This is a genomic window from Paenibacillus sp. FSL R5-0341 (assembly GCF_037975235.1).
In the GTDB taxonomy this organism is placed as follows: Bacteria; Bacillota; Bacilli; order Paenibacillales; family Paenibacillaceae; genus Paenibacillus; species Paenibacillus amylolyticus_A.
Genome location: NZ_CP150241.1, coordinates 2,653,212 through 2,665,993, shown reverse-complemented (window position 1 = coordinate 2,665,993; position 12,782 = coordinate 2,653,212). Strand labels below are relative to the sequence as shown.

General features: G+C 47.3%; 8 protein-coding genes and 1 pseudogene. All 9 read right to left on the bottom strand.

Going from position 1 to position 12,782, the window contains the following annotated elements; genetic code table 11:
- Positions 1-18: 18 nt before the first annotated feature.
- The 9 genes and pseudogenes from MKX75_RS12205 to MKX75_RS12165 all read right to left on the bottom strand — a co-directional run bounded on the left by MKX75_RS12205 (position 19) and on the right by MKX75_RS12165 (position 12,605).
- Entirely contained in the window at positions 19-867 is an 849-nt protein-coding gene (locus MKX75_RS12205) for a chemotaxis protein (protein WP_339169763.1), read from the bottom strand.
- A 229-nt stretch (positions 868-1,096) separates the two neighbouring features.
- Positions 1,097-3,115, bottom strand: a complete 2,019-nt coding sequence (gene treP, locus MKX75_RS12200; protein ID WP_339169762.1) for a PTS system trehalose-specific EIIBC component — start codon at positions 3,113-3,115, stop codon at positions 1,097-1,099.
- Positions 3,116-3,143: 28 nt separating this feature from the next.
- Positions 3,144-4,865 (bottom strand): alpha,alpha-phosphotrehalase, encoded by a 1,722-nt coding sequence (gene treC, locus MKX75_RS12195; protein ID WP_339169761.1) that lies wholly within the window; start codon positions 4,863-4,865, stop codon positions 3,144-3,146.
- Between the two features lie 375 nt (positions 4,866-5,240).
- The gene (dctA, locus tag MKX75_RS12190) at positions 5,241-6,596 is read right to left on the bottom strand and encodes a C4-dicarboxylate transporter DctA (protein ID WP_339169760.1); all 1,356 of its coding nucleotides are present in this window, start codon (positions 6,594-6,596) and stop codon (positions 5,241-5,243) included.
- Between the two features lie 239 nt (positions 6,597-6,835).
- Positions 6,836-7,528: a metal-dependent hydrolase gene (locus MKX75_RS12185; protein WP_101313930.1), complete on the bottom strand. Its 693-nt coding sequence runs from the start codon at positions 7,526-7,528 to the stop codon at positions 6,836-6,838.
- Between the two features lie 98 nt (positions 7,529-7,626).
- Positions 7,627-9,318, bottom strand: a complete 1,692-nt coding sequence (locus tag MKX75_RS12180) for an alpha-glucosidase (RefSeq protein WP_339170443.1) — start codon at positions 9,316-9,318, stop codon at positions 7,627-7,629.
- 140 nt (positions 9,319-9,458) lie between these two features.
- Positions 9,459-9,917, bottom strand: coding sequence for a VanZ family protein (locus MKX75_RS12175; RefSeq protein ID WP_339169758.1), 459 nt, complete (start codon positions 9,915-9,917; stop codon positions 9,459-9,461).
- 42 nt (positions 9,918-9,959) lie between these two features.
- Positions 9,960-10,052, bottom strand: a pseudogene (locus MKX75_RS12170) (AraC family transcriptional regulator); the annotation flags it as partial.
- 120 nt (positions 10,053-10,172) lie between these two features.
- On the bottom strand, positions 10,173-12,605 hold the full coding sequence (locus MKX75_RS12165) for a glycogen/starch/alpha-glucan phosphorylase (RefSeq protein WP_339169757.1): 2,433 nt from the start codon (positions 12,603-12,605) through the stop codon (positions 10,173-10,175).
- Positions 12,606-12,782 lie beyond the last annotated feature (177 nt).

The window sequence follows — 12,782 nt, the reverse complement described above, 5'->3', positions numbered from 1 at the left end:
TTTGAACTACCTCTTATATTATGAGCGATTTATCCAGGTCCAGGTTCGAGCCAGCCCCTGCGCGATTCTGCGATTCATGCTTGCATTGGAGAAATAACCTCCATGACTTAACGGATTCCAGCTCAAGCCCAGGCCACCCGAGTTCACTTCAATGTCTTCTTTGACAGCTTTCTCATAAGCCGGATCGATGGGACGAAGCGGATAACCCAAAATATCATCCCGATCATAGAAGTTCACCCACTCCCCTTCCAGACCGGCATAATAGTGATCTACATGGGAGGAGGGCACCTGAATCGGGCGACTAAAGTCATGGTAACGCAAACTCCATAAGGGTAGGGTTGTACCAAACGAGTAAAAATGGGTCAGGGTGTCCCCTCGCTCCAAAGCCGAGTTCACATCGACAATTTCAGGTACACGACTGGACGGATATTGCAGATCGTAGAAGAAGTTACTTGCGATTACGGCACCCAGACTGTGGGCAACCACACAGAGTGGAGCTTCCGGTCCATTACGCTGTGCAAGAGTATGCATCGCCTGATTCAACGTTCGATGTACGGCATCATAGTTATGGCCTTGATTTTCCACCGGTTGATATGCAACCGCATCAGCCAGGTAATGGATGACAAATCGGCGCAGCGTCTGGTAATTCAATCCCGGAGAGCTGACGAGCTGTTGAAACAGCGCTTCTTCCCGCTCCTCAAATACATCCGCCCAATATACAGGTTCGATATCCAGCATCTGTTTGGAGGCTCCAGGCAAGACCATCACCTTGTCCAATTCCTTATGCAAACAAGCAATCAGCTTGTCCGCGTACCCATCCTTTCGCATACCCAGCCCATGAATGACCATCACCGCAATACGTGTCATGGCTCTCCTCCTCATCACTTGACTAGGAACTCTTTCTCCACCATATGAACGCCACGACTCGAAAATGCCTGAAGCTTGCTTTGTCAGAAAAACCTTTCCAACCACCATTATTTTAAAAATGTGATTCTTCCATTTTATATACAGTTTACCATGATGGTCATGAAAATAACGATCTCACAACAAAAAGGGAGCTGCACATCATGCAGCCCCCATCCTGTTGTTATCTCAATTAACCTTTCAGATGAACCTTCAGCACACCATTTTGATTGGATGTAACATCACCTGTCGTGACTTCCACCCGTTCAACCATATCCTGACCATCTGGAATGATAATCGGTGTAATCAGCGGGTATCCCGCATCTTCAATCACCTTACGATCGAATTCCAACAGCTTTTGTCCAGCCTTTACATGCTCGCCAGCTTCGACATGCATATTGAAACCTTCACCCTTGAGGGATACCGTATTAATCCCAACATGGATCAGTACCTGTAAACCACTCGCATGTTCAAGAATCACCGCATGTTTGCTTTTGATTACATGAGCTACCTGAGCATCAAATGGGGCAACTACCACGTTGCCGGAAGGTTCAATCGCTACACCCTCACCCATTTGTTTCTCGGCAAAAGCCGGATCAGGCACTTGCTCCAGTGAAACAGCCTGGCCTGTTAAAGGCGCCATGATTTCCAGCGTATTCACGGCTTTATCCCCAACTTTAGCCGCACTACGAGTGCGCTGGTTGGGATCTGTATTTGCAGCCGAAGAGGTAACGCCCGAAGCAGACTGCGATGTAGCCGCTTTAGGCTCAGCAACGGTTTCATTGCTTGCATTACGATCTTCTTTTCTCATTTTGGCTCTACCAAAAATAACGGTCAGTACAAACGGCACAACAAGGACAATCGCCATGCCGATGAAGAAGACGCCCCATTTGTTAGGGAAAATCGACAGGAATCCAGGTACGCCACCTACACCGATGGAGGTTGCCTGAACATTATTCATCGTCAGCAGCACACCACCAATCGCGGAACCGATCATACCAAAGATAAACGGATAACGGTAACGGATATTCACTCCGAAGATTGCCGGCTCGGTTACCCCGAGGAAGGCCGATACTGAGGACGTTGCCGCAAGTCCTCTCATTTTCTTCTCACGTAATACAAGCATCATCGCAAGTGCCGCTGAACCCTGTGCGATATTGGACAATGCCAGCATCGGCCACAGGAACGTTCCGCCCTGACTACCAATGAGCTGAACATCCACCGCAAGGAACGTGTGATGCATACCAGTGATAACCAGCAAAGCGTATAGACCACCGTAGATCAGACCACCCAGCGCCGCGTAGGAATCGTAAACATAGATCAAGCCAGATGTGATTGCATTCGCAATGGCGAATGTCACTGGACCAATAATCGTAAATGCCAGGAATCCGGTAATCAGTAACGTGACTGGTGCAACGACCAGCAGTTTAATGGAGTCATGTACCCTTTTGTTCAGGAAAATCTCCATCTTGGCAAGCAGATAGGCCGATACCAGTACCGGCAGAACCTGCCCTTGATAACCGATCTTCTCAATCTCCCAACCGAACAAATTCCATGTTGGCACCGTGCCATCATTCACGGCATCAGCGTAACCGTATGCACTCAGCAGATCGGGATGTACGAGAATGAGACCCAGCACGATCCCGAGCAGCGGACTGCCGCCGAACCTTTTTACAGCTGCCCAACCAATCAGAGCCGGCAGGAACGTAAAGGCTGTACTCGCGATCGTATTAATGATGGACGCAAGATCCTTCCAGGCTGGATAGACATCCACCAGTGATTTTCCATCAAAGAAAATACCTGGGCCTGTCAGAATATTGTTAATCCCGAGCAAAAGACCTGCCGTAATGATCGCAGGCAAAATCGGAATAAAAATATCCGAGAGCGTTTTAATTGCTCGCTGAATTGGATTTTGCTTTTTACCAGCGACCGCCTTCACATCATCCTTGGAAGAACGATCTCCCCCGGTGATCTGAATCATCTCATCATAGACCTTATCCACCAGACCAGGTCCGATAACGACCTGGAATTGTCCTTGAGAAGAGAACTGTCCTTTGACCAGATCATTTTGATCAAGACTTTCAGTATCCACTTTACTCTCATCGTACAAAGCAAAACGGAGTCGTGTAACACAGTGCGTAGCAGCTTCAATATTCTCTTTGCCACCGACTGCCCGGACGATCTCCTCAACCTGTTTTTTATCAATTGCCATAGTGTCACTTCCTATTTATAAAATGTGATTAGTCCTGTTGTGGCACAAGCCACATATAGGATGCATACGGACTGAGGGAGATTTCCTGTGTCAGTAGAGGCGCTACCTCTGTATTTCCAATGAGTAACTCTACTGATTTATTTGTAATATGATCATTCCACACCGCTTCCGGAAGCGAGAACGTGACGTCTCGTTTACTGAAGTTGGATACAACAATCAGAGTTTCACTGCCATTGGTCCGTGCGTAAGCAAACACATCTGGGTGTGCATCGTCCAATCGTTCATACAGACCGTCGATCAGCACGTTAACCTGTTTACGCAGGGCAATCAATTTGCGGTAGTGGTAGTAGATTGAATCCGGGTCAGCCAGCTGCTGCTCCACGTGAATGGACGGATAACGCTCATCCACTTTCAGCCAAGGTGTTCCGGTAGTAAATCCGGCGTTCTTACTTCCATTCCACTGCATCGGTGTCCGCGAGTTATCTCGGGAACGCTCTTTTACAATGTTGAAAGCTTCTTCAGCGGATTTGCCTCGTTCTTCCTGAAGCAAGCGGTACATGTTCGTCGATTCGATATCGCGGAATTCGCTGACGTCATTCCAGACTGGATTCGGCATGCCGATCTCTTCACCCTGGTAGACATAAGGTGTACCTTGCATTCCGTGTATCGTTGTTGCAAGCATCTTCGCACTCTGAGCACGATAATCACCATCATCGGCGAATCGGGACAGCGCCCGCGGCTGATCATGGTTATTCAGGAACAGTGCGTTCCAGCCTCCACCGGCCTGCATGCCTGTTTGCCACTCACTAAAGAGCTGCTTCATCGCTTCGAAATCATACGGCATCAGTTCCCACTTCTGACCATTCGGATAATCCACTTTCAGGTGGTGGAAGTTAAACGTCATCGAAAACTCCCGGGAAGCCGGGTTCGAATATTGGATGCAGTGTTCCAATGTTGTCGAGGACATCTCGCCTACCGTCACCATGTTGTGAGGCCCGAATACTTCATCGTACATCTCGGTGATATACTCATGCACACGCGGTCCATCCGTGTAGTACTTGCGTCCATCACCAGGTGACACGCTGCCATCGTCATCCGGGAAACGCTGGTCTTTCGAGATCAGGTTGATCACGTCCATACGGAAACCATCTACACCTTTTTCGGCCCAGAACTTGATCATATCCCGTACAGCTTTACGTACTTCTTCATTCTCCCAATTCAGATCTGCCTGCGTTTTATCAAATAAAGTCAGGAAATATTGTCCCGTCTGTTCATCATATTGCCAAGCTGGTCCACCGAACTTGGATTGCCAGTTGTTTGGCACACCGCCGTCCGGCGCAGGATCTTTCCAAATATAATAATCCCGGTACGGATTATCCTTGGAAGAACGGGATTGCTGGAACCACTCATGATCTGTCGAGGAGTGATTCACCACGATATCAATCATCAGTTTCATGTCACGAGCCTTCAGACCTTTCAACAGTTCGTCAAAGTCCTCCATCGTTCCATAATCCGGATTAATCCGATAATAGTCCGCTACGTCATACCCATTATCGTGTTGCGGGGATACATATACCGGCTGCAACCACACAATATCGATACCCAGATGCTGCAAATAATCAAGCTTCTCGGTTAATCCACGAATGTCTCCGGTGCCCGATCCGGTTGTATCATTAAAACTCTTCGGATATACCTGATACACCGTTGATGTCTTCCACCAAGATGACGGAGTTGTGTTATTAGAACTCATGTTAACGCCTCCAATAAATTGTAATGCTCTTATGTGATGTTCTCGGCTAACTTCATATCTATATTACATAAGTAAACATGTATATACAAGTTGAAACTATAATATGTATATTCTTCGTCTCTTCTACACATTCCCCATTAATCTTTCCTCTGTAACATTTATTTTGGAACCTGCGTTCGTAACCCCCATGATATCTGTATTGGTAAAACAGAAAACCGCCTGTTCTTCCCACGATTGGAGTGGGTAACAGACGGTTTCTTTTGGTTGAACTTGGTTGAACTTCTTAAATGTATTTTACTGTTTATTACTGTTGTAATGGATTGTTATTTTAAAGTACTGTCAGTTGACTTAGTCCCCACAAAGGGGACACACTTCTTACGACATCTCCGGTGAAACTACAGCTTTCCCTTGTTTTTCCTGCATATTTAGCTTTATTAAGGCTAGCGCAGCCTGTTCTTCCCTTTCCAGTTCAGCAGCACTAATCTCACCTGATAGTACTGCACGCATTCGCTTCTGATCCAGCAGACCTTCCCATTTTGCGACTACGAACGCTGCGACACAGTTTCCCATCAGGTTGGTGAATACACGCATTGTATCCATAAAGCGATCTGCACCAAGCAGCAGAGCAACCGCTGCTACCGGGAAGGCATTGACGGCTACTGCCGTCGCGGACAGAGCCAAGAATGCGGAGCCAGGTACACCTGCCATACCTTTGGAACTTAACATCAACACTAACAAAATCGTAATCTGCTGTACAAACGTCAGTTCAGTACCTACGGCTTGAGCCACAAAGACTGTTGCCAACGATAAATAGATCGAAGCGCCATCCAGATTGAATGAATACCCCGTCGGCACTACAAGCCCCACAACCGCACGATCACATCCCGCCTTGGTGAGCTTGTCCATCATGCGTGGCATCACCACTTCTGACGATCCGGTACCAATTGCCAGCATCACTTCAGAGCGGGTATACTTCACAAATTGCAGGAAATTCAGCCCCGTGATCCACCAGGCAGCGAGTGCCAACATAACGAGAAACAGCAGCGCTGCACCGTAACAAGCAAGAATAAGCAGACCAAAGGACGACAATGTGGAAGCCCCATAAGCTCCTACCGTGTAGGCCATGGCTCCAAATGCACCAATTGGCGCGAGTTTCATGATGTAACCAATGATGCGGAACACAATTCCGAGCAGGTTCTCAATCAGCGTCAATACATTCTCTTTCGCCTTACTCTCCGTTGCTGCCAGCGCAACCCCGAATAAGCATGCTACGAGCAGTACTTGCAGAAGTGCATTTTGTGCAAAGGCATCCACAACACTTGTCGGAATAATATTCATGATAAAGTCCACCGTATGTGGCAACTCGGAACCATTCGTTTTCGCTTCGATGCCACTTGCGTCTATGGTCGAAGGGTCCACGTTCATTCCGGCACCAGGACGAAGCAGATTGGCTGTTCCCAATCCGAGTACCAGCGCCACAGTAGTTGCAATTTCGAACCACACGATGGCTTTCAATCCAATGCGTCCTACGGACTTCAGATCACCGATCTTGGCAATACCTGTCACAATCACCATGAATATCAGTGGTGCGATGATCATTTTGATTAATTTGATGAAGCCTGTTCCGAGCGGTTGCAGCAAACTGCCCAGATCCGGCCACAGGATGCCTACGCCAATCCCGATGATTACCGCTACAATAATCTGAAAGAATAATGATCTCACAAATGACATAAACGCTCCCCCTGTTTTGCGGTCAATTCGGATTTCCGGTTGGTTTCCGTGTAACTTTTTATATCATTCCGAAACGGAGTTCAACAATGGAATTTCAATCTTTTTGTCATTTGTACCAACTCTATCTGTGAAAATTGAACCTGAAACCGAAAAAAGACGAATATCGCGTCAGTTATCTTGACGTGATATTCGTCTTTATCTATCAATCCATTTATTATTGAACAGGGGTTAAATGTGCATCACAGGGTAATGGATTCCCCTGGGGCCAGCACACGGCCTTCCAACCCTTTTGTAGCCAGCTGCTGCACGAAGTGTTCCGCATCCTGACGAATCACCGGGAATGTATCATAATGAACCGGGATGGTCAGTTTGGCATTAAACCATTCTGCCGCTTGTAGCGCATCCTCAGGTCCCATGGTGAAATGTCCACCAATAGGCAAGAAAGCTACATCGATATCATGGCGATCACCAATCATCTTCATATCCCCGAAGAGACTTGTATCTCCGGCATGCAAAATGGTTTTGCCACCAATATTAATGATATATCCAGCAGGCAAACCTGCATACATGATCCGTTGTTCTTCTTCCAACACGATCCCGGAAGTATGGAACGCCTGGATCATTTTGGCTTGAGCAAAATCAAGATCTACCGTTCCGCCCATGTTCATCCCAAGCGTGTCCAGACCTTTCCATGACATATATGTAGCCAGCTCCACAATAGCCACAACTTTGGCGTTATTCGCTTTGGCAATCGGTTCAGCATCGAGGATGTGATCCATATGTGCATGTGTCAGCAACACAACATCGGTCTTGATATCTTCCGGCTTAGTGACGGCAAGCTCGTTGCCACGCAGGAAGGGATCAATGATCAGAGACTTTTCTTCTGTGCCCAGCTGTACACTGGAGTGACCGTGGAACGTAATATTCAACAACTTGGATTCCTCCCGACATATGTTTTGATTATTTTAAAACCACTTTATTTATTATAAATCATAGCTCTTCACCAACGCAAAATTCGCGATTATCCATCTCAGCGCTGCTTACGATACACCCTTGCTTCGAACGGCTGAAGCTGAATCGCACCTTCATCGGTAGAATATCGTCTGCTTACATTGCTGATCATCAGCTTGGCATGCTCGGAATCCCAGCCCTCCGGCCACTCCATCTCGGGTTCATGCCCACGGAAATTCAGAATGACCAACATCTGCTCATCATCCAGCGTTCGTGTATAAGCATAGATATCCGGATCATCCGGTAGAAGCAATTCATACGCGCCGTAGATCAGCACTTTATGTTGTTTGCGAAGGGCAATTAGCTTACGGTAATAATGCAAAATAGATTGGGGATCACTTTCGGCATCGGCGACGTTAATCTCAGGATAATTATCATTCACCTGAATCCACGGCTGACCTTTGGTAAACCCTGCGTGTTCCGTATCATCCCATTGCATTGGCGTCCGGGCATTATCGCGACTCTTCAACCAAATCGCCTGCATGACTTCATGCTTCGACTTACCTTGACCAATGTAATGATTGTAATAATTTTTGGTCTCGATATCCCGGTATTGTTCAATATCTGGGAAAGCGACATTGGTCATGCCAATCTCTTCCCCTTGATAGATGTAGGGCGTTCCTTCAAGTGTAAGCATCCATGTCGCCAACATCTGAGCAGAACGTACCCGATATTTACCGTCATCTCCAAAACGCGAAACCGGACGCGGCTGATCATGGTTGCCCATGTAATTGGCGTTCCAGCCTCTACCATGCAAAACCGTTTGCCACCGGCTCATGATTTCTTTGAGTTCGGTCAGCTTCCATTCCTTATAGTTCCATTTACCAATTCCAGAAGATTTGGCATCGATGAACATATGCTCAAACTGGAAAACCATATTAAGCTCGTCACGATCCGTCCCCACATAAGCCAGCGCCTGCTCAGGTCCAAGTCCGGAAGTCTCGCCAACCGTCATGGGTCCGTAAGGTTTCAGGATCATGTTATTCAGTTTCTTCAGGATGGAGTGTACCTGTTCCAGGTTGGAAAAGAGCTGATACGCTGGAACCACCGGCAGATTATCCGGATTGTGGGCACTTGGCAGCCCCTCTGCCTTGGCGATATGCGCTACTGCATCGAAACGGAATCCGTCTACCCCTTTTTCCAGCCACCAATGCACCATCTCATACATCTCTTCTGCCATCTGTGCATTGTTCCAGTTGAGATCCGGTTGCTGTTCCGAATACAAATGCAAATAATATTCATTTGTCTCCGAATCATGCTTCCACACTGAACCTCCAAAATAGGACTCCCAGTTATTCGGCACCTGCCCATTTTTGCCTGAACGCCAAATATAATAATCCCGCTTCGGATTCATCTTTGATGAACGCGATTCGGCAAACCACGCATGTTCATCCGACGTATGATTCAGCACCAGATCCATCATGATCTTGAGCCCGCGCTTGTGAGCCTCTGCCAATAACCGATCAAAATCCTCCATCGTGCCGTATTTACGCAGAATAGCGTAGTAATCCCGAATATCATATCCGTTGTCATGTCCTGGTGAATCGTAGATAGGACAGAGCCAGATTACATCCACACCCAAATTCTCCAAATAATCGAGTTTCTCATAGATCCCCTGCAAGTCGCCATATCCATCTCCGTCCGAATCCTTGAAGCTGCTCGGGTAAATCTGGTAGACCACACTCTCTTTCCACCAAACGATATCGCCCACCTCGCTCTCATCATTGTCCACTATATAATCTCTGCTCACTGTATTAAGCCGTTAATATGTTTTATCCGAAAAGATTCCCTTGTAAACATGTGAAAGGTATCTTATGCAAAAAGACCCGGTCCTGGACCGCGATCTGCGGCTCAATTCCGAGTCCTTCTTGGTGAACATAAAAACAACTTAAACGCGGCGTAACCTATCCAGGCACCGATCGTGTTCAGAATAATGTCATCCACATCGAACGAACCAACACGCGTAATCAATTGTGTCAGCTCAACACCCAGTAGAAGCAAGATAACTGTCGATGTAAAGGTCAGGAACGAACGACACCTCCGAAACAACCATGGAATCCAGATGCCCAGCGGAATGAACAATACGATATTGCCAAACAGGTTTTTGACCCAGGTATCTGTATTGTATCGTTCCCTCTCCATAAGAAGTGGGCGAATCGTCTCAAAGGGTACGAGATTATATTGATAATACACGCCAGGTGTTCGTCCACTGACAAACAGTAAAATGCCCATAATTAGTAGATAAAGCACTGCCATGCAAGCAACAATGGTCAGCATCCACTTGGAGTGGAGGCACGACTTTTCGCTCATTCATCCCGTCCTCCGACCTTGATTTCCGCAAAGCGGTAAGCTCTATTTTAACGGGATATAGATCTTCATGTCCAGTTGTTCAGGGGTCGATTTCCAGACATCCGTCACTTCAAAGTCTGGTCCTTCCCTCCGTTCATTAATTCACTGTAAGCCAAAATCCCCTTGTTCTACAAGGAGATGCTCTCTACGATGATTGATTAACCAGGAGAGATAGCTCTTGTGAACAAGGGGATTTGTTTGCCTAACAATTTATTCTTAACCTTTCCAGTTCCCGGACACGGGATGAATACCCCATATATCCGTAGCATACTCACTAATGGTACGATCACTGGAGAATATACCAGAATGAGCCGTGTTCAATATCGCTTTCCGAGTCCAGCCTGGAACATCCCGATACGCCTGGTCAATGGCAGCATGCGCGTCAGCATAAGCAGCAAAATCACGCAATACAAAGTATTCATCACCGTGAGCCAGTAGCGAGTCATAGATATCCCAGAATTCTCCGTCACGATAACAGAATGCACCTGGATGTACCAATTGCTCCACGACCTCACGAATCCGTTCATCGTGCTGCACAATCTCATTCGGACGGTAGCTGCCGGAACGATAATACTCAAGCACTTCGTCTGCGCGCAGACCATAGATGAACATGTTTTCCTCTCCGACCTGCTCTGCCATCTCCACATTGGCCCCATCCATCGTGCCAATCGTTAAGGCGCCATTCATCATAAACTTCATGTTGCCCGTACCCGAAGCTTCCTTGCCTGCGGTTGAGATCTGTTCACTAACATCCGCAGCCGGAATAATCTTCTCTGCAAGAGAGACGGAATAGTTTTCGAGGAAAAATACCTTCAAGCGGTCATTCACCGCTGCATCCCGATTCACCGTGTCAGATACCGTATTAATCAGCTTGATGATTTTCTTGGCAAAATAATAACTCGGTGCTGCCTTGGCTCCAAAGATGAACGTACGCGGCACCATATCAAACGAAGCATCATTCTTAAGCCGGTTATACAGATGCATCACATGCAGAATGTTTAACAGTTGCCGTTTGTACCCATGCAGCCTCTTCACCTGCACATCAAAAATGGAATCCGGATTCACTGTCGTTCCAGTATGATCCAGAATATATGCAGCAAGTCGTTCCTTATTATCCCGCTTAATCGAACGGAACTGCTCTTGGAATGATGTATTATCCGCAAAACCTGCCAGCTGGTCCAGCTTGCCCGGCTCTGTTATCCATTCGTTACCAATTGTATCTGTAATGAGATCCGACAGTTTCGGATTGGCATGCATCAGCCAGCGGCGATGGGTAATACCATTCGTTTTGTTATTGAAACGCTCTGGATAAAGTGCATAGAACGGAGCCATCTCACGCTCCTTCAAAATCTCGGTATGCAATGCCGCGACACCATTCACGCTATGACTGCCTACAATCGCCAAATGCGCCATCCGCACCTGATCGTTCGCAACGATCGCCAGATGCCCTATGCGATCCTGATCTCCTGGGTACCGATCCAGCAGCATGCCACAGAAGCGTTTGTTGATCTCTTCAATGATCATATAAATCCGTGGCAGCAGCTTGCTGATCATGGATACAGGCCATTTCTCAAGCGCCTCACTAAGCGTTGTATGATTGGTGTACGATACTGTGCGAGTTGTGATATCCCATGCTTCATCCCAGCCATAACCCTTCACATCAATCAGGATGCGCATCAGTTCAGGAATAACCAAGGTTGGATGCGTGTCGTTGATGTGGAAAGCCACTTTATCTGGCAAACGATCATACGAAAGCTCCAGCTTATTGAATGTACGTAACGCACTTTGCACGCCTGCTGAACACATGAAGTATTGCTGCTTCAATCGTAGCAGCTTTCCTTCATACTGGGAATCATCAGGATACAGAAATTCCGAGATCGATTCAACCGAACGGCTATAGTCCAGATAGCCGTAGTAGTTCGAAGGGGTGTCGAGTGAAGTCTCGCGCTTCGGCTCGGCACTCCATAGACGCAATGTGTTCACATGGGTTTGACCATAACCGATGACAGGCACGTCATAGGGAATGGCCACAACCGATTCGGCATCTTTTGTAACAAACTGATATTCTCCATCCTGCTCGTGAGCCTCCACCCGGCCCCAGAACTGCACTTCCACCTTTTTGTCTGGACGACGTACTTCCCATTCGTTGCCTTTATCCAGCCAATTGTCAGGTAATTCGACCTGATTGCCATTGATGATCTTTTGCTCAAACAATCCGTATTTATACCGAATGCCGCAGCCATGTCCCGCGTACCCAAGTGATGCAAGTGAATCCAGGAAACAGGCAGCGAGTCGTCCGAGACCTCCGTTACCGAGTCCTGCATCCGCCTCCTGTTCTTCCACCTCTTCCAAGGAGAAGCCCAGCTCAGCCAGACTATCGCGCACCAATTCCAATTCATTCACATTCAGCAGATTGTTGCCGAGCAGACGTCCAATCAGGAATTCCAGCGAGAAGTAATAGACCTGTTTATCCTGGCGCTGCTTAAACCCCTGATTCGACGCTGCCCAATCCTGGCCTGCATATTCACGAATCATGCTTCCCAGTACATGGTACACGTCTTCCTGTGTTGCTTCTTCAATCGGTTTGCCCAATTTGCTGACCAGATTCCGTGTAAAGATACTCTTGAACGTTTCTTTGTTGTCAAACAAAAGTAGGTTCCTCCCGGGGAAATCCTGCAGGACGGTGGCGGTTCATACACTCAACATTTTGGTTTGAGCATGCGCCCGTTACGGTTACGAATCGTTCTTTTGATCGCTGTTATCCCTGTATTTTCTTGAATGATTATTTAGATGTGAAAATACAGTGATAAAGGCGAACGCTACGCT

Excerpts from the sequence above, each read along its gene's own strand:
- treP (WP_339169762.1), bottom strand. The coding sequence starts at position 3,115 with ATGGCAATTGATAAAAAACAGGTTGAGGAGATCGTCCGGGCAGTCGGT.
- MKX75_RS12175 (WP_339169758.1), bottom strand. The coding sequence starts at position 9,917 with ATGAGCGAAAAGTCGTGCCTCCACTCCAAGTGGATGCTGACCATTGTT.
- MKX75_RS12205 (WP_339169763.1), bottom strand. The coding sequence starts at position 867 with ATGACACGTATTGCGGTGATGGTCATTCATGGGCTGGGTATGCGAAAG.
- dctA (WP_339169760.1), bottom strand. The coding sequence starts at position 6,596 with ATGTCATTTGTGAGATCATTATTCTTTCAGATTATTGTAGCGGTAATC.
- treC (WP_339169761.1), bottom strand. The coding sequence starts at position 4,865 with ATGAGTTCTAATAACACAACTCCGTCATCTTGGTGGAAGACATCAACG.